This is a genomic window from Pigmentiphaga kullae, from assembly GCF_004216695.1.
GTDB classification, from domain to species: domain Bacteria; phylum Pseudomonadota; class Gammaproteobacteria; order Burkholderiales; family Burkholderiaceae_B; genus Pigmentiphaga; species Pigmentiphaga kullae.
Genome location: NZ_SGXC01000003.1, coordinates 746,398 through 769,482, shown reverse-complemented (window position 1 = coordinate 769,482; position 23,085 = coordinate 746,398). Strand labels below are relative to the sequence as shown.

Annotated in this window: 19 protein-coding genes; 2 read left to right on the top strand and 17 right to left on the bottom strand. The window is 68.0% G+C overall.

The features are described 5' to 3' along the window. Nucleotides 1-8: 8 nt before the first annotated feature. The 17 genes from EV675_RS26395 to clpS form a co-directional block, all read right to left on the bottom strand. Nucleotides 9-1,247, bottom strand: a complete 1,239-nt coding sequence (locus EV675_RS26395; RefSeq protein ID WP_130361504.1) for a CaiB/BaiF CoA transferase family protein — start codon at nucleotides 1,245-1,247, stop codon at nucleotides 9-11. Further along, complete coding sequence (locus tag EV675_RS26390; RefSeq protein WP_165404783.1) at nucleotides 1,244-2,266, bottom strand: tripartite tricarboxylate transporter substrate binding protein; 1,023 nt, start codon at nucleotides 2,264-2,266, stop codon at nucleotides 1,244-1,246. Before EV675_RS26390 ends, EV675_RS26395 begins: the two co-directional genes overlap by 4 nt. A 25-nt stretch (nucleotides 2,267-2,291) precedes the next feature. Next, entirely contained in the window at nucleotides 2,292-3,062 is a 771-nt protein-coding gene (locus EV675_RS26385) for a GntR family transcriptional regulator (RefSeq protein WP_165404782.1), read from the bottom strand. Beyond that, nucleotides 3,059-4,624, bottom strand: a complete 1,566-nt coding sequence (locus tag EV675_RS26380) for an acyl-CoA carboxylase subunit beta (RefSeq protein ID WP_130361498.1) — start codon at nucleotides 4,622-4,624, stop codon at nucleotides 3,059-3,061. Before EV675_RS26380 ends, EV675_RS26385 begins: the two co-directional genes overlap by 4 nt. A 119-nt stretch (nucleotides 4,625-4,743) precedes the next feature. Continuing rightward, a complete protein-coding gene (locus tag EV675_RS26375; RefSeq protein ID WP_130361496.1) occupies nucleotides 4,744-5,913 on the bottom strand; it encodes an ABC transporter substrate-binding protein in 1,170 nt (389 codons plus the stop codon). Nucleotides 5,914-6,017: 104 nt separating this feature from the next. Further along, nucleotides 6,018-7,238, bottom strand: a complete 1,221-nt coding sequence (locus tag EV675_RS26370; protein ID WP_130361494.1) for a TolC family protein — start codon at nucleotides 7,236-7,238, stop codon at nucleotides 6,018-6,020. Beyond that, the gene (locus tag EV675_RS26365) at nucleotides 7,231-10,350 is read right to left on the bottom strand and encodes an efflux RND transporter permease subunit (RefSeq protein WP_130361492.1); all 3,120 of its coding nucleotides are present in this window, start codon (nucleotides 10,348-10,350) and stop codon (nucleotides 7,231-7,233) included. Before EV675_RS26365 ends, EV675_RS26370 begins: the two co-directional genes overlap by 8 nt. Before the next feature lie 9 nt (nucleotides 10,351-10,359). Next, nucleotides 10,360-11,472 (bottom strand): efflux RND transporter periplasmic adaptor subunit, encoded by a 1,113-nt coding sequence (locus EV675_RS26360; RefSeq protein ID WP_130361490.1) that lies wholly within the window; start codon nucleotides 11,470-11,472, stop codon nucleotides 10,360-10,362. A 122-nt stretch (nucleotides 11,473-11,594) separates the two neighbouring features. Next, on the bottom strand, nucleotides 11,595-13,019 hold the full coding sequence (locus EV675_RS26355; RefSeq protein ID WP_242621602.1) for a sensor histidine kinase: 1,425 nt from the start codon (nucleotides 13,017-13,019) through the stop codon (nucleotides 11,595-11,597). Then, nucleotides 13,016-13,699: a response regulator transcription factor gene (locus EV675_RS26350; protein ID WP_130361488.1), complete on the bottom strand. Its 684-nt coding sequence runs from the start codon at nucleotides 13,697-13,699 to the stop codon at nucleotides 13,016-13,018. Before EV675_RS26350 ends, EV675_RS26355 begins: the two co-directional genes overlap by 4 nt. 98 nt (nucleotides 13,700-13,797) lie before the next feature. Beyond that, a complete protein-coding gene (gene ehuA, locus EV675_RS26345) occupies nucleotides 13,798-14,568 on the bottom strand; it encodes an ectoine/hydroxyectoine ABC transporter ATP-binding protein EhuA (RefSeq protein WP_130361486.1) in 771 nt (256 codons plus the stop codon). A 10-nt stretch (nucleotides 14,569-14,578) separates the two neighbouring features. Next, entirely contained in the window at nucleotides 14,579-15,265 is a 687-nt protein-coding gene (gene ehuD, locus EV675_RS26340) for an ectoine/hydroxyectoine ABC transporter permease subunit EhuD (protein WP_130361484.1), read from the bottom strand. Then, complete coding sequence (gene ehuC, locus EV675_RS26335) at nucleotides 15,262-15,915, bottom strand: ectoine/hydroxyectoine ABC transporter permease subunit EhuC (RefSeq protein ID WP_130361482.1); 654 nt, start codon at nucleotides 15,913-15,915, stop codon at nucleotides 15,262-15,264. The genes ehuD and ehuC overlap by 4 nt, the downstream gene beginning before the upstream one ends. Then, nucleotides 15,912-16,826: an ectoine/hydroxyectoine ABC transporter substrate-binding protein EhuB gene (ehuB, locus tag EV675_RS26330; RefSeq protein WP_130361480.1), complete on the bottom strand. Its 915-nt coding sequence runs from the start codon at nucleotides 16,824-16,826 to the stop codon at nucleotides 15,912-15,914. Before ehuB ends, ehuC begins: the two co-directional genes overlap by 4 nt. Nucleotides 16,827-17,034: 208 nt before the next feature. Beyond that, entirely contained in the window at nucleotides 17,035-18,663 is a 1,629-nt protein-coding gene (locus tag EV675_RS26325; protein ID WP_130361478.1) for a DEAD/DEAH box helicase, read from the bottom strand. A gap of 587 nt (nucleotides 18,664-19,250) precedes the next feature. After that, on the bottom strand, nucleotides 19,251-21,542 hold the full coding sequence (gene clpA / locus EV675_RS26320; protein WP_130361476.1) for an ATP-dependent Clp protease ATP-binding subunit ClpA: 2,292 nt from the start codon (nucleotides 21,540-21,542) through the stop codon (nucleotides 19,251-19,253). Next, nucleotides 21,539-21,859, bottom strand: a complete 321-nt coding sequence (gene clpS / locus EV675_RS26315) for an ATP-dependent Clp protease adapter ClpS (protein ID WP_124690329.1) — start codon at nucleotides 21,857-21,859, stop codon at nucleotides 21,539-21,541. The genes clpA and clpS overlap by 4 nt, the downstream gene beginning before the upstream one ends. Nucleotides 21,860-22,106: 247 nt before the next feature. Between clpS and EV675_RS26310 the strand changes: the two genes are divergently transcribed. Together EV675_RS26310 and EV675_RS26305 are read left to right on the top strand one after the other, a co-directional pair. Continuing rightward, nucleotides 22,107-22,340, top strand: a complete 234-nt coding sequence (locus tag EV675_RS26310; protein ID WP_124690330.1) for a cold-shock protein — start codon at nucleotides 22,107-22,109, stop codon at nucleotides 22,338-22,340. A 202-nt stretch (nucleotides 22,341-22,542) separates the two neighbouring features. Continuing rightward, nucleotides 22,543-23,007 carry a DUF192 domain-containing protein gene (locus tag EV675_RS26305; RefSeq protein WP_130361474.1) on the top strand — a complete coding sequence of 155 codons (465 nt, stop codon included), beginning with the start codon at nucleotides 22,543-22,545 and terminating at the stop codon, nucleotides 23,005-23,007. Nucleotides 23,008-23,085 lie beyond the last annotated feature (78 nt).

The window sequence follows — 23,085 nt, the reverse complement described above, 5'->3', positions numbered from 1 at the left end:
CTCGCTCCTCATGCCGGCTCTGCGGGTTCGCCGCAGGCCACGATGCCGCGCTCGACCAGGGCGTCGATCTCGCGCGGCGACAGTTGCAGTTCGTCGGCCAGCACCTGCCGCGTATCCTGGCCCAGGTCCGGGCCGGTGTGCATGATCTGTCCGGGAGTGTCGCTCAGCCTGGGCACGATGCCGGGATGGTGCAGCGAGCCCAGTTCGGGATGCGGAATTTCCGGCAGCATGCCGCGCGCGGCGAACTGCGGATCCTCGAAGATGTCGGCCATCGTATAGACCCGCGACACCGGCACTTCCGCCTCGAGCAGCATGCGCTCGATCTCGCTGCCGTCGTGCTGCAGCGTCCATTCGCTGACCACGCTGTTGCAGTAGGGGATGTTCGATCCGCGCGCGCGGATCGAACTCATGCGCGGGTCCTCGATCAGGTCCGGCCGGCCCATGACCGCGATCAGCCGCTCGAAGGTGGGGTTGCTGTTGGCCGCGATCAGCACATAGCCGCCGTCGCGGGTGGGATACAGGCTGTTGGGCGCCATGTTGGGCAGGTTGGGCCCTACCCGCTTGGGAATCAGATTCAGAGTCTTGAACGCGGGCACGTAGACTTCCATCTGCGTGAACGCCGTCTCGTACAGCGCCACGTCCACCACCTGCCCCTTGCCCGTGCGGGTCCGGTTCAGCAGCGCCGACACCGTGCCGAACGCGGCATAGACCGCCGACAGATAATCGGTCGTGGCCACCGCCACGCGCGCCGGCGGCCGGTCGGGATCGCCGGTCAGGTGGCGCACGCCGGCCATGGCCTCGCAGATCGCGCCATAGCCGGGCCGCATCCGGTAGGGCCCGGTCTGGCCGTAGCCGCTGATGCGCACCATGACCAGGCCCGGGTTCTCGCGCGACAAGTCCTCGTAGCCCAGCCCCAGCCGCTCCATCACGCCGGGCCGGTAGTTCTCGACCAGCACGTCGGTCTTGGCCGCCAGCCGGCGCACCAGGTCCCGGCCCTCGTCGGTCTTCAGGTCGATCACCATCGCGCGCTTGTTGCGCAGGGCCGTGGCGGCGTACAGCGACACGTCGCCCACGTGCTTGCCCATGTTGCGCAGCGGATCGCCGCTGGGCGGTTCGATCTTGATGACGTCCGCGCCGAAGTCCGCCAGGATGCGTCCGCACGCGGGACCGGCGACCGTGGAGCAGATCTCGATCGCCTTGTAGCCGCTCAGCGGGCCGGTATGCCCGGTCAGCCTGGCATTGCTCATTTACCCGCCCCCAGCAGGCCCAGCTTGGCGACGATCTCGCGCATGCCCTGGTACTCCTCTTCGTAGAACCGCGCCGCGTCGCGGTGCCCCATGAAATTGGGCCGGCTCTGGTTGGTCTCGGCCAGTTGCTCCCACATCGGCGACTGGCTCATGCGCCGGCACATGTCTTCCCAGAACTGGATCTGGTCCTCGGAGATGCCCTTGGCGGCGACGATGCCCATGGCCGAGCTGAAGGTCGAATCGATGCCCTGCTCCTTCCACGTCGGCACGTCGGCGAACTGGCCGCCCAGCCGCTGACCGGCGCTGACCGCGAGCACGCGGATCTTGCCGGCCTTCTTCAGCGCGATGACGTTGGGCGTGGTCGCGGCCACCACGTCCAGATGGCCGCCCACCAGCGCCACCATGGACTCGGCCGAAGACTTGAACGGCGCCACCACCAGCTTGCGCACGTCCACGCCCGCCGCGCCCAGCGCCTTGGCCGTGCCGATGTGGATATGGTTGCCGATGCTGGTGGCCACGCCTATGCGCTGGCTGGCGGGATCCTTGCGCAGCCGCTCGGCCAGGTCGGCCGCGGACTGTATGGGCGACTCGGTGCGCACCGCCGCCACCACGAACTCGTCCTGAATCACGGCGATGGGGGTCAGGTCCCGATGGGGCAGGATATCCAGGTTGCCCGTCAGGTAGCTCGAGATGTAGCCATGGGAATTGATCGACAGGTAGTGCGGATCGGCCCGCCTCTGCAGCAGCACCTCGAAGGCGATCTTGCCGTTCGCGCCCGGCTTGTTGGTGACCAGGAAGGTCTTGCCGCCCGGCACGTGGCTCTCGTCGTAGAACTGCTTCATCGCGCGGCCGGTCTGGTCCAGCGCGCCGCCCGGCCCGGCCGGCACGACGAACTCCACGTTCTGGTCCGGCCGCCAGGCCGCCCACGCGGGCCGTGCCGCCGCACCCAGCAGCAATCCTCCCATGCCCGTCCCCAGCGCGACGATGGCGCGGCGGCGGCCCTGATAGATAGTCTCCATGCTTCCCTCCTGACGGGAATGTGTTCTACGCTGGCACTTCGGTCTCCAACAGACGGCGGATCTCCCGCCAGTTCTCTTCCAGGCGACTGGCGAAAAACTGTTCGGCGGCGTCGGCATCGCCGCGCCGGATGGCATCGATGGCGCCGCGCCACAGGACGATGGAACGGCGGCGCCGCTCCGGGGACTTCAGCCCCAGGCCGGTGTAACGCAGCATCTGCATGGACAGCGAGGCGATCAGCGGAAACAGGCGTTCATTGCCGCACAACGCCGCGCACAGCAGGGTCATCTGGGCCGCGGTCTCGCCGTAGCGGCGCGCGGCGGCCGGATCGTCGGTCGTCTCGCGCAGGGTGGCGAAGCCGATCTCCAGCAGTTCCAGCAAGCGTTCGGGACGGTGCCCGGCCGCCAGGCGTCCGACCAGCCGCACCAGGCTGGCGCGGACCTCGAACAGGTCCTTGATTTCCTTTTGCGCCAGGAAGGTGGCCCGGGCACCCCGCCTGGCGTGGATGCGCACCACGCCCTCGCGCTCGAGCAGGCGCATGGCCTCGCGCACCGGGCTGCGGCTGACGCCGAACTGCTGGCCGATCTCCTGTTCGCGTATCCATTCGCCCGGGGCGATGGCGTGCGAGATGATGCGGTCACCGACGCTGGCCGCGATCTGCTCGGGCAGCGTCAGCGTATTGGACGGCCCGGCGAACACCCACCAGAACGCGATGGGCGTGCCGCGGTCCTCCTCGAAGGCCTGCAGGAACGCCGCGGCGCGGCTGGTGTCCGGCGGCGCCGGCCGGGCCTGAGTCACGGGCGCACTCCCGCGCGCAGCTTGGGCCCCAGCGTGGTCCGCAGCCGGCCCTGCGCGGCGTCGATGAACTGACACAGGTAAGGCCGCGTCTCGCGCGGGTCGATCAGATCCTCCACCGCGAAGGCCTCGGCGGTGCGGAACGGCGAGGACAGCGCCCGCAACTCGGCCTCGATCTCGGCTTCGCGCGCGGCCGGATCGGCGGCGCCCTGAATGTCGGCGCGGTAGGCCGCCTTGACCCCTCCTTCGATGGGCAGCGAGCCCCAGCTGGCGGACGGCCAGGCGATCTTGAAATTCAACCCGGAACGGTCGATCACGCTGCCGCCCGCGACGCCGAAGCACTTGCGCACCAGCACCGTGTAGATCGGCACCGTGGCCTGCGCCAGCACGTAGCGCTGCTGGATGCCGAAGCGCATGATCGCCTCGGATTCGGACTCGACGCCGATCAAGAGGCCCGGCACGTCGACGAAGAAGATCAGCGGAATGTTGAAGGCATCGCACAGGTCGATGAAATGCGTCTGCTTGCGCGCCGCCTTCACGTCGACGATGCCGCCGAACATGGGGTTGTTCGCCACCACGCCCACGACCTTGCCGTTCATGCGCGCCAGCATCGTGATGACGGCCCGGCCGAAGCCCGGCTGGATCTCGAACTCCGACCCGCGGTCCACGACCATGCCCACCAGCTTCTTCATGTTGTAGGCCTGGCGCTCGGAACGGGGCACGATGTCGACCAGCGCGTCCTCGCAGCGGTCCACGGGATCGCCCGACATCAGCACGGGCGGCAGTTCCCAGGCGTTCTGCGGCATGTACGACAGGAAGCGCCGGATCTGCGCCAGGCAGGTCTCCTCGTCCGGCGCCACATTGTCTATGGTCCCGGCGGTGTCGGCGGCGATCTTGGCCCCGCCCAGGTCGTTCTTGTGCAGCTTGACGCCGAAGGCGCGCTCGACCACCGGCGGGCCGGCCGCGAATATCTGGCTGCTGTCGCGCACCATGACGGTCCAGTGGGCCAGCATGGCGCGCCCCGCCGGGCCGCCCGCCACCGTGCCCATGACCGCGCTCACCACGGGCACCATGCCCATCAGCGAGGCCGATCGCTCGAAACCGTCCTGGCCATAGCCCGGCGTGACCGAATAGCCCTTGCGCTTGACGGTGTTGACGGTGCCGCCGGTGCCATCGATCAGGTTGACCAGCGGAATGCGGTAGTGGAAGGCCAGATCCTCGACGAAGCCGCCCTGCCCGCCCTTGCGGCGGTCGCTGCCGAAGCCGGTGCCGGCGCGAATGGTGTAGTCCTCGCCCCCCACCGCCACGGGCCGGTCGGAGATGCGCCCCAGGCCCATGACATAGGGCGCGGGCTCGAAGCCGGCCAGCCTGCCTTCCGCGTAGACCGCCCGCCCCGCCAACTGCCCCACCTCCTGGAACGAACCGGCATCCAGCAGCTTGTCGATGCGCTCGCGCACCGTCAACTTGCCGGCCGCGTGCTGGCGCGCCACCGACGCCTCGCCGCCGCATGCCCGCGCCAGTTCCCGCCTGCGCCGGATCTCGTCCGCTTCCGCCCGCCAGCTCATGCCGTCTCCTCGGATCGGTGAATTTCAGCTCACTATAATTGCCTGCTTTATTATTGTCGACAATTTTATTGCGCAAGAAAAAAGGGGGCGAACTCGCTGTCCGCCCCCTTGTGCCGCGCCTACTTGCTCTTGCCTTCTCCCTCGTAGGCGAACTTGCCGTCGCGCACGATGCCCATGACGCGCGAGCGCTCGTCGAAGCCCTGGTGGTCGCTGGCCGAGATGTTCAGCACGCCGTTGGGCACGGTCAGGTTGGAGGTCGACTCGAGCGCGTCGCGCAGCGCCGCACGGAACGCCGGCGTGCCGGGCTTGGCGCCCTTCTTCAACGCGCGCCCCACGGCGTCGTCCAGCAGCATCCAGGCGCCCCAGGCGTCGCCCGCGAACTGGGTGACCGAGCCGGCGCCGAACTTGGCCTCGTACCGGTCAACGAACTCGGTGGCCACCTTCTTGACCGGATGCGAAGCAGGCAGGCCGTGCGCCACCACGCCGGGGCCGGTCGGGAACAGCGTGCCTTCCACCGCCTTGCCGCCCAGGCGCAGGAACTCGGGCGTGGCGATGCCGTGGGTCTGGTAGAGCTTGCCCCGGTAGCCGCGGTCCACCAGCGTTTTCTGCGGCAGCAGCGCCGGCGTGGACGAGGCGGCCACCAGGATGGCATCGGGCTTGGCCACCATCAGCTTGAGCACCTGCCCGGTCACCGAGGTGTCGGTACGGTTGTAGCGTTCGTTGGCGACGACCTTGATGCCGGCCTTCAGTGCCAGCGGCGAGAACTCGTTCCACCAGCTCTCGCCGTAGGAATCGTTGAAGCCGATGAAGCCGACCGTCTTCACGCCGGCGCGGGCCATGTGCCCGACGATGGCGCTGGCCATGAGCGAATCGTTCTGCGGCATCTTGAACGCCCATTTGCGCTTGGCGTCGGCATGGGGCTCGATGATGGAGGCGTTGGCCGCCAGGGCCACCATGGGCGTCTTGCTTTCGGCGATCACGTCCAGCACCGCCAGCGCGGCCGGCGTGGTGTTGGGGCCGACCAGGACGTCGATGCGCTGCTCGGACGTGAGCTTGCGCACGTTGGTGACGGTATTGGTGGGGTCGGATGCGTCGTCCAGGATGATGTAAGTGGCCTTCTGCCCGCCCAGCGTGGGCGGCCACATCATGACCACGTTCTTGGAGGGGATGCCGATCGCCGCCGCCGGGCCGGTGGTGGCGAGGTCGATGCCGACGGTGATGTCCGCTCGCGCGGCCGATGCCAGCGCCAGCCCGGCCAGCAGGAAGCCGCGCAATGACCATGATTTCATTTGAACCCCCGGAATGAGAACCGGCCGGAAAAAACCCACGCGGTGGGGCCGGCCATGTCCGCTAGTTTACGCCGCCGGGGGCCGGCGGGCGGGTCATTCCCGGGTCATTCGAGCAGGTCCGCCCCCAGTTCCCCCGAGGCGATGCGCACGTCCACCTCGGCCTGCATCACGGCCTCGAGCAGGTCCAGGTAGGTGTTCTTCTTCTCGGCCACGGCCTGGATCGCATCGACCAGGTCGAGGATGCTGCCCCGGCCCAGCGTGTAGGAATCCTGCGCCATCTGCCGCAGGCGCGGAATCATGGACAGGCCTTCCTTCTCGAAGCGGTCGGCCAGTTGCTGGCGGCGGCCGAGCTGTTCGGTGGCGCGGCGCAGCTCGCTTTCCGCGGCCACGACGATGGCGCGGCTGCGCAGGCGCATGCCGTCGGCCTCGGCGGCGGCGCGCGCGATGGGGCCCTGGTTGCGGTCGAACAGCGGAATGGCCACCGACACGCCGTACTCGGTGCTGCGGCCTTCGCTGTTGTTCAGCCGGCCGACCATGAAGGTGGGCGTGGGATAGGCCTGGCGCCGTTCGGCCTCCAGCTGCTTCTCGGCGTAGGCCTGCTGGGCCAGGGCCGCGCGCACCGAGGGCAGGCGGTTCTGCGCCTGCGGCCAGATGGCGTCGAAGTTCAGGGCGGTCCAGTGCGAGACGATGGAACCGGCCGCGCGCGGCCGCCACGCCGGCGCGCCGACGCTGGCCGCCACCCGGGCCGATGCCTGCAGCGTCTCGGCCTGGGCCTGGGCCAGCTGCGCGTCCAGCGAGGCGCGCTCCACCTCGAGCCGGGTCAGGTCGTAGCGGCTGCGGGCACCCGCCTGCACCTGGCCCTGCACGATGCGGAAGGCGCCTTCCAGGTCGTCCTTGGCGTCCAGCCAGCGCTTCTCGCGCTCCTGCGACACCAACAGCGACATGAAGTCCCGCGCCGCGTCCTGCAAGGCCTGGGCATAGACCAGGCGCAGTTGCGCCCGGGCCGCGTCGACCCCGCTCCGGGCGCTTTCGATGCGGGCGCCGCGCTGGCCGAAGATGGGAATGTCCTGCGAGATGGTGGTTTCCTTCTCGCCCCGCTTGTGGGTATAGCCCACGCTGGGGTTGGAGAAGGTCTGGGCCGTCATCAGGTCGGCCTCGGCCATCGCCACCTGCGTGCGCTCGGCCTGCAGCGCGGGGCTGGAGGTCTTGACCAGTTCCAGCAACTGGGGCAGCGACACCTCGGTGCCCAGCGCCGGGGGAAGATCGGCGGCCCGCGCCGCCGGCAGGCACAGCGCGACCAGCAGGATACCTAGATACTTACGCATGATCGTTGTCCAAAGTTGCCGCGTCGCGCTCCTCGGCGGTCAGCATGCGCCTGGGTCCCAGCCAGGCATACAGCACGGGCAGGACGAACAGCGCCACCAGCGGCAGTACCGCCATGCCCCCCACCACCACGGAGGCGAACGGACGCTGGGTCTCGCTGCCCACGCCGGTGGACAAGGCCATGGGCAAGAGGCCGATCAGGCCCAGCAGCGCCACCATCAGGATGGAGCGCATGCGCTCGGCGGCCCCCTCGATCAGCGCGGGCACCAGCGCCACGCCTTCGCGCCGCAGGTTCTCGACCGCGCTCAGGACCAGCAGGCCGGCCAGCGCCACCTGCCCCAGCAGGGCGATGAAGCCGATGGCCGCGCTGATGGACAGGTCGATGCCGGTCAGGTGCAGCGCGACGATGCCGCCTATCATCGCGAACGGCGCGGTCAGCAGGATGATGGATGCGCTGCGGGCGCTGCCCAGCGCGCTGAACAGCAGCACGAATACCACCAGCAGCGACAGCGGCACGACGATCTTCAGGCGGGCCGAGGCGCGCTGCTGGTTCTCCCACTGGCCGCCCCACTGGGCGATGTAACCCTCGGGCATCTTCACGTCCTTCTTGAAGGCGGCGATGGCCTCTTTCACGACCGAGCCCATGTCGCGCCCCTGGACGTTGAACTTCAGCGCCATGTAGCGGGCGTTGCCCTCGCGGAAGATCGAGGAATTGCCCACCTTGAAGCTGATGCTGGCCAGGGCGTGCAGCGGCACGTAGGTGCCGTCGGGCGCCGAGACCTGGATCTCGCGTATGCGCGCCTCGTCCATCCGGTCCACGTAGGGCAGGCGCACCCGCACGGGCACGCTGCGCTCGCCTTCCCAGGCGGTGGTGACCACCTTGCCGGCCAGCGCGGTCTCGACCGCGGTGTCGGCTACTTCCATGGAAATGCCATAGCGGGCCAGCGCGTCGCGGTTGAACTCGATGTGCAGCTGCGGTGCCGGCGCGTCGCGGTACAGGTCCAGGTCGACCACGCCGTCGATATGGCTGACGGCCTCCTTGGTCTGCTGCAGGATGCCCCGCATGGTCTCGATCTCGGTGCCGAACACCTTCAGCACCACGTGGCCGCGCGCGCCCGAGGTCGATTCCTCGACGCTGTCGCGGATGGGCTGGGCGAAGTTGAACTGCACGCCCGGGATGTCGGCCAGCGACTGGCGCATCTGGGCCACCAGTTCGTCCTTGGTCAGGTCCTTGCGCCACTGCGCGCGTTCCTTCAGGCGCACCAGCACCTTGGCGACGTTGATGGTCTCGTTGTCGGTGCCGTCCTCCGGCCGTCCCTGCTCGCTGGTGACGGAAATGGCCTCGGGCACTTCCTTGAGCCGCGTGCGGATGGTGCGCAGCAGTTCCTGCCCCTTCTCCAGCGAGATCGATGGCGGCATCTGCACCAGCACGTAGGCATCGCCTTCATCCAGCTCGGGCAGGAATTCGGTGCCCAGGTGCGAGCCGGCATACAAGGCCAGCAGCAGCGCCACGATGGCCACGGCGAACACGTTGCGCCGGTTGCGGCCGCTTTCCAGCACGCGCGCGATACAGCGGGAGTAAGCGTGGTGCATGCGCAGGAACACCGCCGGCTCGGGCGCCACCACGTCCTTCGGACGCAGCAGCAGCGCGCACAGCGCGGGCACCAGCGTCAGCGCGAACACCAGCGCGCCGACCAGCGCGAAGGTGTAGGTCATGGCCAACGGACGGAAGATGCGGCCCTCGATGCTTTCCAGCGAAAACACCGGGATCAGCGCCGCGATCACGATGGCCATCGCGAACAGCGTCGGCTTGGCCACCGACATGGCGGCCTCGATGATCAGCTCGAACATGTCGCGGCGCGAAGCGGGTTTTCGCAGCCTGGCCTTGTGGATGATGGCCTCGGTCAGCACCACCGCGCCGTCGACGATGATGCCGAAGTCGATCGCGCCCATGGAGATGAGGTTGGCCGGCATGCCCAGGAAATAGAGGCCGATGAACGCCACCAACAGCGACAAGGGAATGACTACCGCGACGATGAGCGAACCGCGCAGGCTGCGCAGGAACAGCCACAGCACGCCCACGATCAGCGTCGCGCCGAACAGCAGGTTGTGATAGACCGTGTGCAGCGTGTGGCCGACCAGGTGCGAACGGTCGTAGCTGGGTTCGATGCGCATGCCCGCGGGCAGCATGTGGGCGTTGATTTCGTCCACCTTGGCGTGCACCTGGTCCAGCACCTTGCTGGGATTCTCGTCGCGCTTGAGCAGCACGATGCCTTCGACGATGTCGTCCTCGTCGTTCATCCCCACCGAACCCTGGCGCGGCGTATACGACTGCACCACGCGGGCCACGTCCTTGACGCGGACCGGCGTGTTGTTGTGCACGTCCAGCACGATGGTCTCGATGTCGCGCGGCGTGCGCAACAGGCCGATGCCACGGATGATCAGCGACTGCTCGCCGCGGCGCAGCAGGCCGCCACCCACGTTCTGGTTGGACTTCGAGACGGCCTCGACCACCTGGTCCAGCGTCAGGTTGTGCGCCATCAGCTTGGCCGGATCCACCTCGATGTGGAATTCCTTGACGAAGCCGCCCATGCTGACCACGTCGGCCACGCCCTGGATCTGCTTGAGGACCCGGGCCACGGTCCATTCCTGCTCGGAACGCAGCTGGGCCAGCGTATGGCGATCGCTGTTGAGCCGGTAATAGAAGATCTTGCCCAGCGGCGTGTTGTCGGGCGCCATCTCGGGCGTGACGCCGTCGGGCAGGTCGGCCGACGGCAGCCGCTGGGTGACCTGCACCCGCGCATCGAAGCTCTTGGTCTTGTCGTCGAAGACCATGGTGATCATCGACAGCCCGAAATAGCTCTCGGACCGCAGCGACACCAGCCCGGGGGTGCCGTTCAGGGCCCGTTCGAGCGGGAACGTCACCTGCCGCTCGACCTCTTCCGGCGCCAGGCCGGGCGCGAGCGAGATGACGCCCACCTGGACGTTGGTGACGTCGGGATAGGCCTCGATGGCGGTGTTCAGGAAGGCGTAGACGCCGTAGATGGCGACGATCAGCGTCGCGGTCAACGCCACCAGGCGGCGGTGGACCACCAGCGCGATAAGTGAACGCATGGCGGATCCTTACAGCAGTTGGTTGGCGGCGCCGTCGAGCAGCAAGCCGCCCTTGGTGACCACCTTGTCGCCCGGCTGGATGCCCGACAACACGGGGATGTAGCCGTTGGACGGCTGGCCCAGCGACACGGTACGCGCCTCGAACACGTTGTCCGAGACCTGGATGAACACGATGGAGCGCTGGCCGTCCTTGATCAGCACCGAGGTGACCGGCACCGACAACCCCTCGGCGGCGCGGCTCTGGATGCCGGCCCGTGCCAGCATGCCGGCCCGCAGATTGGGATTGGAGTCGTCCAGCGTGATGAAGACCTGCCCGCGGCGGGTCTGGGCATTCAGGGCCGAACCCACGCGCGTGACCTTGCCCGTCAGGGGCCGGTCGAGCGATGCCACCACGACCTGCACCGGCGCCCCCTGGGCAATCGTGCTGAGGTCGCTTTCGAATACGTCGGCGTTGATCCACAGCGCGGTCGGGTCGCCCACGGTGAACAGCGATCCGGAATCGGGGCCCACCGACGCGCCGGGCGTGGTGTTGCGGTTGATGACCACGCCTGCGCGCGGCGCGCGCAGCAGCAGCGTGTCGCTGCCGCCGCCGCCCAGGAAGCTGGCCGCCCGCGACGCCACGTCGGCGTTGTGCCGGGCTTCCTGCAGCTTGGCCTCGGCCACCAGCAGCTCGGCCTCGATGCCTATGCCCTTCTCCATCATCAACTGCTGGCGCCTGGCTTCGGCCTGCGCCACCCGCAGTTCGACCTGCGCATTGGCATAGTCGGCGCGCACGCGCGAGGCGTCCGGGCTGGACAGCGTCGCCAGCGGCGTCCCGGCCTTGACCACGTCGCCCACCTGAGCCTGGACCTGGAGGATGCGGCCAGACGCCGGCGCCACCACCTCGGCCACCTGTTCCTCGCGGAACGCCACCCGGGCCGGGGCCCAGACCACGTGCACCGCGCCCTGGGTCCCCATTTCCTGGATTTCCATGTATTTGAGCGAAGCGGGCTTGACACGGACCTGGCCGGGCGCCAGCGGCGCGGCATTTTCGGTGGGGGCCGGCGGAACTTCCTGCTTGTCCGAGCATGCCGCCAGGGCAAGCAGACAGGTGACAGCGACAAAACGGGCAAAACGCGGCATGGGAACCCTTTGACGATTTTACGGCTCGGATCGGTCGTCGACGCTTCCCACGGCACAACGCACCCGAAATCCGGATCGCGTGATGTTAGCGACCGGCAAGCCGGGAAAGCATGGCCGAAACATTACCGTTTTGTCATGTTCCCCAGCCGGGGCAGCGTGATCCGGGCCACCAGTCCCGGAGCGGCATCGTCCAGGTCCAGCGACGCATTGTGGAGGCTGGCGATGGCCGTCACGCTGGCCAACCCGAGGCCATAGCCCGGCACGCGGCGATTCAGCCGAAAGAACCGGGTCCCCACCTTGGAACGCTCGATGGCCTGGATGCCCGGCCCATTGTCCTGCACCACCAGGGAAACCGTGTCGCTGCCTCGCCGCGTGCTGACCGTGACGCGGGCGGGACTGCCGGCATACTTGATCGCGTTGTCCAGCAGGTTGGCCACCGCGCTGGCCAGCAGGTCGCGGTCGCCCGCCGCCATGACGTCCTCGTCCATGCGCACGCGCAGCTCCACGCCCTTTTCCTCGGCCACCGGCTCGTACAACTCCACCACGTCGGCCACGATGTCATTCAGGGATACCGATTGGAAAGCCTGGCGCCGCGCGCCCGACTCCGCCTCGGCGATCTGCAGCAGCTTGTCGAAGACGATGGTGAGTTCCTCGATTTCGCGAATGGCGAAAGCCGTGGCCTGGGCCACCTGCGCCGGATCCGTGCCCGGACGGCTGGCCACCTCCAGCTTGGCGCGGATGCGCGACAGCGGCGTGCGCAGGTTGTGGGCGATGGTGTTGGAGACGTGCCGCACGCCGTCCATCAGGATCTCGATCCGGTCCAGCATCAGGTTGATGTCGTGGCTCAGGCGCGCGAACTCGTCGTCCTTGCCGGACACCGGAATGCGCTGCGTCAGGTCGCCGGCCTCGATCTGGGCGGCGGTGCGGCGGATCGCGCCGACCCGGCTCTCGAGCTGGTCGCGGAACACGATGGCGCCGATGATGGCCAGCAGCACCGAGACCACCGCTGCCGCCATCAACGCGTTGCCCACCAGTTGCTCGAGGTCCTTCTGGTCGCGCATGTCACGGCCGACCAGCAGGACGGAGCCGTCGGCCAGCAGTTCGGTGCGGAACCGGCTGTAGGAAATGCGCCCGTCCCGCAGCACCTGCTTTTCCACGATGCCGAAGGTGGGCTTGAGCAAATCGCGCGAAACGGCAATGTTGCCCGCCATCTTCTTGCCGGCGGCGGTGGCCAGCAGGTAGACCTCGGTGTCGGAGTTGACGCCGTCGGTCAAGGTCTCGGTGATGTCGTCGGCCAGCCGCTCCAGCCCGTAGGCCTCGAAATGGCTGGTCATCCGGTGGCTGGCCGACACCAGTTGCCGGTCGATGCGGTTCTGCAGCACGCCGATGGTCTGCACGTACAGCACCGACAGCAGCACCATCATGAACAGCACCACCGACACGCCATAGCCCAGCGCGAGCCGGAACGCGACCGACTGCCACAGGCGCCCGACGAAGGCCAGCGGTCCGGTCTGGCGACCGGGATAGTCGTCGTAGGCCGTGCTCAACGCGGCGCCGCCGAAATCATGTACCCCACCCCGCGCACGGTATGGATCAGGGGGGGCGCGAAGCCGTTGTCGATCTTGTTGCGCAGGCGGCTGATCTGCACGTCGATCACGTTGGTCTGCGGATCGAAGCGATAGTCCCAGACCGCCTCCAGCAGCATGGTGCGGGTCACGACCTGTTCCTGGTTCAACAACAGGTAGACCAGCAGGCGAAACTCGCGCGGCTGCAGCGTGATGGTCTTGCCGTCGCGCTCGACGGTGCGCTTGGTCAGATCGGCCCGCAGGTTGGCGATGCGCAGTTCGCGCACGTCGTCGCGCGCGCTGGCCCGGCGGTAGAGGGCCTCGACCCGGGCCGCCAGCTCGGAAAACGCGAACGGCTTGGTCAGGTAGTCGTCGCAGCCGCCGCGCAGCCCCCTGACGCGCTCGTCCAGCCCCGCCAGCGCGCTCAGGATCAGCACGGGCGTGGTCTTGCCTATGCCCCGCAGCGTGGTCAGGATGGACAGACCGTCCACGTCGTTGGGCAGCATGCGGTCCAGAATGATGACGTCCCAGGCCTCGGTCATGGCGCGATTGAGCCCGTCGGCGCTGTCACGGCAGGCCGCCACCTCGTGGCCGGCCTCCTTCAGGCCGTTGCAGATGTAGCGCGAAGTATCGACTTCGTCTTCGATGACCAGGCAACGCATGGCAGCTGACTATTCCAGATTGACAAGGATGCGGCCCGCATGAGCGGCGCCGGGCTCCCATAGTCTACCCTTCGTTGCCCCGGCCGGGGCCTGCAGTCTCAGGCCTCGATGACCGCCTCCAGGAACTGGCGCGTCCGCGCCTCGGCCGGCTGGCCGAACACCTGGGCGGACGGACCGTCCTCGACGATGCGGCCGCCTTCGAAGAACAGCGTCCGATCGGAACTGCACTCGGCGAACTTCATCTGGTGCGTCACGATGATCATCGTCATGGTGCGCCGCGCGGACAATTCCCGCATGATCTCCAGCACCCCGCCCACCAGTTCCGGGTCCAGCGCCGAGGTCACCTCGTCGAACAGCATGACCTCGGGCCGCATGGCCAGCGCGCGGGCGATGCCCACGCGCTGCTTCTGCCCCCCGGAAAGCTTGCCCGGATACTGGTCCAGCTTGTCCCCCAGCCCCACCATGTCCAGGTATTCGCGCGCCCGCTGCTCGGCCTCTTCCCGGCCCAGCCCCAGCACGTGCCGCGGCGCCTCGGCCACGTTGCGCAGCGCCGTCATGTGGGGAAACAGATTGAAGTGCTGGAACACCATGCCTATCCGGCCCCGCACCCTGCGCAGGTGGGCGGCGCGGGCCGGGACCTCCCGGCCGCCCCGCTGCTCGGTCCACATGGACTCGCCGTCGATCAGCACGCGGCCGGCATCGGGCCGCTCCAGCGTCATCAGCAGGCGCAGCAGGGTGGACTTGCCCGATCCGGACGGGCCGATCAGCGCGACCGTCTGGCCGGCCGGAATGTGCAGATCGATGCCGCGCAGCACCTCGACGTCGCCGTAGCGCTTGCTGATATTCTCCAACGTGACACTGGCGCTCATGCGTCCTCCTTCATGTCGTCGCCCCGGCCCGGCGCAGCCGCGCGCCCAGGCGCCTGACGCCCCAGGCCGCCGCCAGGCTCAGCGCCAGGAAAATCAGCCCCACCAGCGTGAGCGGCTCGGTATAACGGAACGTGGCCGAACCGGCGATCTTGCTGGCCTGGAGCAGTTCCACCACGGTAATGGCCGACAACAGCGGCGTGTCCTTGAACATGGCGACGAAGTAATTGCCCAGCGCCGGCACGATGGGCGGGATCGCCTGCGGCAGGATGACGTCCCGCAGCGTCCGCCAGCGCCCCAGGTTGAGCGCCAGCGCCGCCTCCCGCTGGCCGCGCGGCACGCTGTCCAGGCCGGCCCGGTACACCTCGGCGCAATAGGCGGCGTAATGCACCCCCAGCCCCAGCACGCCGGTGGTCAGCGGCGAGAACCGCACCCCCGTGACCGGCAGCACGTAGAACAGGAAGAACAGCTGCATCAGCAGCGGCGTGCTGCGCACGAACTCGATGACCAGCGCCGCGCCCCAGGCCAGGGGCCGTACCGGCGCCCGCCGCATCAGCGCCAGCACCAGCCCCAGCGTCACGGCCAGCACCATGCCCAGCAGCGTGGCCTGCACGGTGATCGCCAGGCCGTCCAGCAAGGTGGGCAGCACGGCGCGGGCGTAGGCCCAGTCGAACAAGGGCTGGCTGGCGGAAGCGGTCATGCCCGCTCCCGGTGGCGCGCGGCGCGCCGTTCCAGCAGCCGCATGCCGCCGTTCAGCACCTGGGCGGCGGCGAAGTACATCAGCAGCGCGATGCTGAACACCTCCACGGTGCGGAAGGTTTCGCTGCGCAGCAGTTGCGCGCTGAAGGTCAGGTCGGTGATGGTGATCAGCGACACCAGCGCCGTGTTCTTGAGCAGTTCGATCAGCAGGTTGCCCGCCGGCGGCAGCATCAGCGGCACGGCCTGGGGCACCAGGATGCGCCACAGCGTGGCCAGCGGCGTCATGTTCAGCGCGACCGCGGCCTCGGCCTGCCCCCTGGGCACGTTTGCGATCGCGCCGCGCACGACTTCCGCCCCGTAGGCGCCGGTGTGCAGGCCCAGCACCAGGATGCCTGCCCAGACCGCCGGCAGCCGCAGGCCCAGCAGCGGCAGCACGTAATACACCCAGAACAGCTGCACCAGCGCCGAGGTCCCGCGGAACACCTCCACGTAGCACGCCGCCGGCCACGACAGATAGGGCCGCCGCGACATGCGCCCCAGGCCGGCCAGCAGCGCCGCCGGCACGGCCAGCACCGCAGCGCCGGCCGTAAGCTGCAAGGTGACCCACAGGCCGCGCAGCAGCGGCGGCAACAGCTCCTGGAGGTCGATCATGACGGATCGGCGACCGGGGCGGGCGCCTGTCCGCACAATTGCGCCGCGCTGACATCGCCCGGCAGCTCGGCCCCGGTAAAGCCGAAAGGTTCGACCAGGCGCTGGTGCGCCGGCGTCCCGATGAATTGCGCCAGTTCGCGGTCGAAGGCCTCGCGCAGCGCCACGTCGCCCTTGCGGAAGCCGAACGCGCCGTATCCCCGCACCGCCTCGCCGTTCTCGGTGGGCTGGACGAAACGGGCGACCTTGTCGATCTGCCAGTCCGGTACCTTGGTCAATACATAGTTCAGGGTCAGGGCCGTTGCGGCATAGACATCCGCCCGCCCCGCCACCACGCCCTCGACCGCGCTGACCACGTCGGGAAACACCACGACCTGTGACGGCGGCACGCCCGCGCGCGCGGCATAGTCGTTCTGCACCGCCCCGACCACCACGCCCACGCGGGCCGCCGGATCGGCCGCCACGTCCGCATAGCCATGCAGTTCGCGGGGACTGTCCGTACGCTGGAGAAATCCGTCGCCCACGCCGTAGGTGGGATTGGAGAAGGCGATCTGATGGCACCGGTCGGGCAGCACGTACATGCCGGCGGCGATCATGTCGAAACGGCCGGCCAGGAGGCCCGGGATCAGCGCGCCGAACTCGGTCAGCACGCCCTCGACCTCGCCCACGCCCAGCCGCCCCAGGATCACGCGGGCGATCTCCGGGGCTTCGCCGGTCAACCTGCCCGCCCGGCTGTCCATGTAGGCGAACGGCGCTTCGTTCGCGTAGCCGATGCGCAGCCTGCCGGCCTGGACGGCGCGCTGCAGGCTGTCGGGCTGGGCCACGGCCCCGGTGGCGGCGTCGGCCGCTTCCGCCGGCGGCGCGATACCCGCCAACCCTACCGCCGTGCATATCGCAAGAAGAAAACGAATCATGAGCTGCCCGGGTAATGCCAAGGCAAATCATATCGCTTAATAATATTTCAGTTCAAATTAATTGAAGGCGAACGATTGAGGCGAGGATCGCTGGCGCGGACGTGAAAACGCCCCCGAGCGCGGTTTGGACCGCAGGTCGGGGGCGTCGGACCAGAGGGCGCGGGTGGCGCCCCCTGGATGCGGCGGCTGACCGCCGCGCGGGATGCCGTCAGGCGGCGCGGCGACGGGAGTCGAAGCGGCGCACGGGCGCGTCGCGGCGATCGCCTTCCGGACGGGCCGCACGGGGGCGGTCGGCCCAGGCCTGGGCCGGACGCTCGCGGCGATCGCCTTCGGGACGGCCGCCCTGGGGACGATCGCCCCAGGTGCGCTCGCCCTGCGGACGGTCGCCACGCGGCCGGGCGGCGTAGCCCTGGCCTTCGGGCGACCGCTCGCGGCGGTCGTCCTGGAAGCGCGGCTCGTACCGGCGCTCGCCGTAGCCCTGGCGTTCGCCCTGGGACGGCTCGCCGTGGCGGCGTTCGCCGCGCGGACGGTCGCCGAAAGCCGGACGCTCGTCGCGGTTGCGGTCGAAATGGCCGCGGCCTTCGTACTGCCGCTGGCCGCCTTCACGGTTCTGGTAGCCGCCACGGCCGCCCTGGCGCCAGCCCGGCTTGCCGCCGGGGCCGCCGCGGCGGGGACGGTCGGAACCGGGCCGCGGCGCGCGCTGCGGCTCCAGCCCGGGAATCACCTGGACCGGGATGCTCTGGTCCGTATAGCGCTCGATGGTGCGGATCTTGTGGCGCTCGCCATGCGCGGCCAGCGTGAACGCCAGGCCGTCGCGGCCCGCACGGCCGGTACGGCCGATGCGGTGCACGTAGTCCTCGGCCTGCATGGGCAGGTCGAAGTTGACGACGTGGCTGATGCCTTGCACGTCGATACCCCGCGCCGCCACGTCGGTGGCGACCAGGATCTGCACCCGGCCGCGCTGCATGTTGCCCAACGTACGGGTACGCTGGCGCTGGTTCATGTCGCCGTGCAGGGCTTCGGCGGCGAAGCCCTGGTCGGCCAGCGTGTCGGCCAGGTCGTCGGCCGCGCGCTTGGTCGAGGTGAAGACGATGGCCTGCTGGATGCTGGCGTCGCGCAGCAGGTGGTCCAGCAGGCGCATCTTGTGCTCCATGTCGTCCGCGTACAGCAGCGACTGGGTGATGTTGGCGTGCTTTTCCTTCTGGCTGGCGATCTCGATGCGCTGGGGATCGCGCATCATCTTGGCGGCCATGCGGGCCACCGAGCCGTCCAGCGTGGCCGAGAACAGCAGCGTCTGCCGGGTGGCGGGCGTGCGCGCCACAATGGCTTCGATGTCGTCGATGAAACCCATGTCCAGCATGCGGTCGGCCTCGTCCAGCACCAGCACCTCGACTTCGGACAGGTTCACCTTGCCGGACTGGACATGGTCCAGCAGGCGGCCCGGGGTCGCGACCAGCACGTCGACGCGGCGCGACAGCGCCTTCAACTGGGCGCCATAGGGCATGCCGCCCACGACCGTGGCCGTGCGCAGCCAGCCCAGCGCCTTGCCGTAGGTACGGGTGGCGTCCGAGACCTGCTGGGCCAGTTCGCGCGTGGGGGTCAGCACCAGTACGCGCACGCCGGGCGTGCGCAGCGGGGAGGCCTCGACCTGCTTGTTCAGCGCCGGCAGCATGAAGGCGGCGGTCTTGCCGCTGCCGGTCTGGGACGACACCATCAGGTCGTGCCCTTGCAGCGCCAGCGGGATCGCCCGGGCCTGGACCGGCGTGGGCTCGGCGAAGCCGGCTTCGGTCAGCGCACCGACGATGGCGGGGGCAAGACCGAGTTCAGTGAAAGACATATTCATTCCTTACGTTACGTATGGCGCAACGCAAGCCTTCCCTCGCGGGACGTTCCCCGGACGCGCAAAAACGCGGCCATGGCACCGCCCACGGGGGTGCCGGATTCATCGAGCCTGGAAAGCTGGCGCTACGCTGCGGAGACGGACACGGCCGCTCCGGACGGATCATCGGCGCCGACCGATATCACCGTGCGCGCAACGCAAAGGGAAAAACGAGGTCAGAGACGATGCAGTTTTCGGTCAACCCATCTGGTTACCGATCGTCTGCATGAAGGCCACGCCGGTGTCCGACAGGACGGTGACGTGATTTGTGCAGTACAGCAATAATACCCCAGATTTACCCTAATAGATACCCCCACCCTCCGCAAAACCACACACCCCACAAAAAATGCCCCCACGCTTGCCGCTACGCGGCGGCGCTGCCCCCCGAGGGGGCGCTTTTTTGCCTTGGAGCGGCCCGGCGGCAAAAAAACAGGCCGCCAACAACCGTCGACGGCCCAGACCTAGACCCAGGGCACAGCAGATCCGGCTCCGCCGGTCCGCCAGTGCCGCCCCCCGGGGGGCGCGCGAAGCGCGTACGGGGGGGCCTAATCAGCCAGTTCCACCTCCGGCTGCGGCGCCGCCTTCGGCGGCGTGTCGTCGAAGTTGAGCTTGATCTCGTCGTCGACCATGTCCACGGTCACCCTGCCTCCGCTGACCAGCTTGCCGAACAGCAGTTCGTCGGCCAGCGCGCGGCGGATGGTGTCCTGGATCAGGCGCTGCATGGGACGCGCGCCCATCAGCGGATCGAAGCCCTTCTTGCCCAGGTAGGCGCGCAGGGCATCGGTGAAGATGACCTCGACGCGCTTCTCGTGCAGTTGCTCTTCCAGCTGCATCAGGAACTTGTCGACCACGCGCAGGATGATCTCTTCGTTCAGGGCCTTGAACGAAATGGTCGAATCCAGGCGGTTGCGGAACTCGGGCGTGAACATGCGCTTGATTTCCGCCATCTCGTCGCCCTGCTCGCGCGCGCCGGAGAAACCGATCACGTTCTTCTGCAGGGTTTCGGCGCCGGCGTTGGTCGTCATGATGATGATGACGTTGCGGAAATCCGCCTTGCGGCCGTTGTTGTCCGTCAGCGTTCCGTGATCCATCACCTGCAGGAGGATGTTGAAGACCTCGGGGTGAGCCTTCTCGATCTCGTCCAGCAGCAGCACGCAGTGCGGCTTCTTGGTGATGGCCTCGGTCAAGAGGCCGCCCTGGTCGAAGCCCACGTATCCCGGCGGCGCGCCGATCAGGCGCGACACGGCGTGGCGCTCCATGTACTCGGACATGTCGAAGCGCAGCAGCTCGATGCCCAGGATGAAGGCCAGCTGTTTGGCCACTTCCGTCTTGCCGACGCCCGTGGGGCCGGAGAACAGGAAGGCGCCGATGGGCTTGTCGGGCTTGCCCAGCCCCGAGCGCGCCATCTTGATGGACGCGGACAGCGCATCGATGGCGGCATCCTGGCCGAACACCACGGCCTTCAGGTCGCGCTCGAGCGTGGCCAGCTTGCTGCGGTCGTCGCTGGAGACGGACTGCGGCGGGATCCGGGCGATCTTGGACACGATGTCCTCGATCTCGGCCTTGCCGATGACCTTCTTCTGCCGCGACTTGGGCAGGATGCGCTGGGCCGCGCCGGCCTCGTCGATGACGTCGATGGCCTTGTCGGGCAGGTGGCGGTCGTTGATGAACTTGGCCGACAGTTCGGCCGCCGCCGACAGCGCCGCCGACGAATACTTGACGCTGTGGTGGTCCTCGAACCGCTGCTTGAGGCCGCGCAGGATCTGCACGGTCTGCTCCACGCTGGGTTCGTTGACGTCGATCTTCTGGAAGCGCCGCGACAGCGCGTGATCCTTCTCGAAGATGCCGCGGTATTCGGTGTACGTGGTGGCGCCTATGCACTTCAACTGGCCCGAGGACAGGGCCGGCTTGAGCAGGTTAGAGGCGTCCAGCGTACCGCCCGACGCCGCGCCGGCGCCGATGAGCGTGTGGATCTCGTCGATGAACAGCACCGCCTTGGGGCTTTCCTTGAGCTGCTTGAGCACCGCCTTCAGGCGCTGCTCGAAGTCGCCGCGGTACTTGGTGCCCGCCAGCAGCGCGCCCATGTCCAGCGAATAGACGCAGGCGTCGGCCAGCACGTCGGGCACGGCGCCTTCGGTGATGCGCCAGGCCAGGCCCTCGGCGATGGCGGTCTTGCCCACGCCGGCCTCGCCCACCAGCAGCGGATTGTTCTTGCGGCGGCGGCACAGCACCTGGATGACCCGCTCGACCTCGCTGTCGCGGCCGATCAGGGGATCGATCTTGCCGGCCTTGGCGGCCACGTTCAGGTTCTGGGTGTACTGGTCCAGCGGCGACTGCTTAGCCTCGGCCTCGGCTTCCGCCTCGGGTTCCTTGGGCGTGCTGGAGGCTTCCAGCTGCGGCTGCTTGGTGATGCCGTGGGACATGAAGTTGACCACGTCCAGGCGGGTGATGCCCTGCTGGTGCAGGTAGTAGACCGCGTGGGAGTCCTTTTCGCCGAAGATGGCGACCAGCACGTTCGAGCCGGCCACTTCCTTCTTACCGTTGCCCGTGGACTGCACGTGCATGATCGCGCGCTGGATGACGCGCTGGAAACCCAGCGTGGGCTGGGTATCGGCCTCTTCCGTGCCCGGGATCACGGGCGTGTTGTCGTTGACGAAATTGCGCAGGTTGCGGCGCAGGTCGTCCAGGTTGGCGGCGCAAGCGCGCAGCACCTCGGCCGCCGACGGATTGTCGAGCAGCGAGAGCAGCAGGTGCTCTACCGTGATGAATTCGTGCCGAGCCTGACGGGCCTCGACGAACGCCATGTGAAGGCTAACTTCCAATTCTTGAGAAATCACGCTTCCTCCATGATGCACTGAAGCGGATGCTGGTTCTGCCGAGAGAAACGGCTTACCTGGTCGATCTTGGTCCTGGCGATGTCCCGCGGATAGACTCCGCAGACGCCGCGACCCTCGTGATGCACCTTGAGCATGATCTGGGTGGCCTGCTCGCGCCCCTTGCTGAAAAATTTCTCCAATACCAGCACAACGAACTCCATCGGCGTGAAATCATCGTTCAACAACACCACCGTGAACATTGGAGGTGGTTTGGTCTTCGACGGTTCCCGCTCAAGCAGCGTTGTCTGATCCGGTTGAGAATCGAACCCGGTGCCCATGCGCCTATTCTATCCACTTGAAAGTGCCCCGCAAGCCGTCAGCATACTCCTATATGCCCGGGCCATCCCGAGCTTGACGCAGCGTGACATCTTTCCCATTATTTGATGTCCGGGGCCTGATTTATCAAGCCCCGGCAGTAGCAAACCCACCAAAACTCGCACCTGCGAAGCGCGCAATCGTCTGCCTACGGCACCGGGGGAGCTCGCCTCGCATATGTTGTAACCGACTACAAGAAGGCATTACGTCATGTCCAGCGATATCAACGAAGGCAAGAGGGGTAGCGGCACCGTCAAATGGTTCAATGACGCCAAGGGCTTCGGGTTCATCACGCCCGACGATGGCGGCGACGACCTGTTCGCCCATTTCTCCTCCATCCAGATGAACGGCTTCAAGACCCTGAAAGAAGGCCAGAAGGTCACCTTCGAGGCCGCCCAGGGTCCCAAGGGCAAGCAGGCGCTGAACATCAGCGAAGCGGCCTGATCCGCGGCCCCGCCGCCTGAACCGCCCGCCGGCCCGCCAGAACCTTCCGCTCCGGCGGGCCCTGCATTCCGCCTCCAGCGCCGGCCCGACGCGCCTTTAACCTTGCCGTGGGCCAGGTCATGCTACCCTCGCCGGGAGCCTTCCCGCGGCGGCCCTGCCCCGCGGCGGTCCACCTGTACCCTTTTCGCTCCCTGCCGACGTCATGACCCGCATCCGCTCCCTCCTGCCGCGCCTGGCTGCCGGCGCAGGCGCCTGCCTTACCGCCGCCCTCCTGGCCCCGGCCGCCTCGGCCCAGCCCACGCTGCCCGTGCAAACGCTGCGGGCCGGCATGCACCTCATCCACGCCGAAGTCGCCAGCACGCCGCCCACTCGCGAGCGCGGGCTGATGTTCCGCGAAAAGCTGGGCCCCAACCAGGGCATGCTCTTCATTTTCGAGATGCCCGGCACCCAGTGCATGTGGATGCGCAATACGCTGATCCCGCTGTCGGTGGCCTTCATCGCCGATGACGGCACCATCGCCAACATTGAAGACATGGCGCCCAGGACGGAAGACAGCCACTGCGCGGCCCAGCCCGTGCGCTACGCGCTGGAAATGGAACGCGGCTGGTTCGCCAAACGCGGATTGAAGGCGGGCTCGCGCCTCGAAGGCATTCCCGGCGCCCGCTGAATCGCCGGCCACCTCTCCTTCCCCCCTTCTCCCGCGGCGCCTCTCCCGGCGCCACGTCACGCCAGCCTTGCGCCTGGC

Bases quoted from the DNA above. Each gene is read 5' to 3' on its own strand.
- EV675_RS26370 (WP_130361494.1), bottom strand. From the start codon at position 7,238: ATGCGTAAGTATCTAGGTATCCTGCTGGTCGCGCTGTGCCTGCCGGCG.
- EV675_RS26380 (WP_130361498.1), bottom strand. From the start codon at position 4,624: ATGAGCTGGCGGGCGGAAGCGGACGAGATCCGGCGCAGGCGGGAACTG.
- EV675_RS26375 (WP_130361496.1), bottom strand. From the start codon at position 5,913: ATGAAATCATGGTCATTGCGCGGCTTCCTGCTGGCCGGGCTGGCGCTG.
- ehuB (WP_130361480.1), bottom strand. From the start codon at position 16,826: ATGATTCGTTTTCTTCTTGCGATATGCACGGCGGTAGGGTTGGCGGGT.
- ehuA (WP_130361486.1), bottom strand. From the start codon at position 14,568: ATGAGCGCCAGTGTCACGTTGGAGAATATCAGCAAGCGCTACGGCGAC.
- EV675_RS26390 (WP_165404783.1), bottom strand. From the start codon at position 2,266: ATGGAGACTATCTATCAGGGCCGCCGCCGCGCCATCGTCGCGCTGGGG.
- clpS (WP_124690329.1), bottom strand. From the start codon at position 21,859: ATGGGCACCGGGTTCGATTCTCAACCGGATCAGACAACGCTGCTTGAG.
- EV675_RS26365 (WP_130361492.1), bottom strand. From the start codon at position 10,350: ATGCGTTCACTTATCGCGCTGGTGGTCCACCGCCGCCTGGTGGCGTTG.
- EV675_RS26305 (WP_130361474.1), top strand. From the start codon at position 22,543: ATGACCCGCATCCGCTCCCTCCTGCCGCGCCTGGCTGCCGGCGCAGGC.
- EV675_RS26360 (WP_130361490.1), bottom strand. From the start codon at position 11,472: ATGCCGCGTTTTGCCCGTTTTGTCGCTGTCACCTGTCTGCTTGCCCTG.
- EV675_RS26395 (WP_130361504.1), bottom strand. From the start codon at position 1,247: ATGAGCAATGCCAGGCTGACCGGGCATACCGGCCCGCTGAGCGGCTAC.
- ehuC (WP_130361482.1), bottom strand. From the start codon at position 15,915: ATGATCGACCTCCAGGAGCTGTTGCCGCCGCTGCTGCGCGGCCTGTGG.
- EV675_RS26325 (WP_130361478.1), bottom strand. From the start codon at position 18,663: ATGTCTTTCACTGAACTCGGTCTTGCCCCCGCCATCGTCGGTGCGCTG.
- ehuD (WP_130361484.1), bottom strand. From the start codon at position 15,265: ATGACCGCTTCCGCCAGCCAGCCCTTGTTCGACTGGGCCTACGCCCGC.
- EV675_RS26310 (WP_124690330.1), top strand. From the start codon at position 22,107: ATGTCCAGCGATATCAACGAAGGCAAGAGGGGTAGCGGCACCGTCAAA.
- EV675_RS26350 (WP_130361488.1), bottom strand. From the start codon at position 13,699: ATGCGTTGCCTGGTCATCGAAGACGAAGTCGATACTTCGCGCTACATC.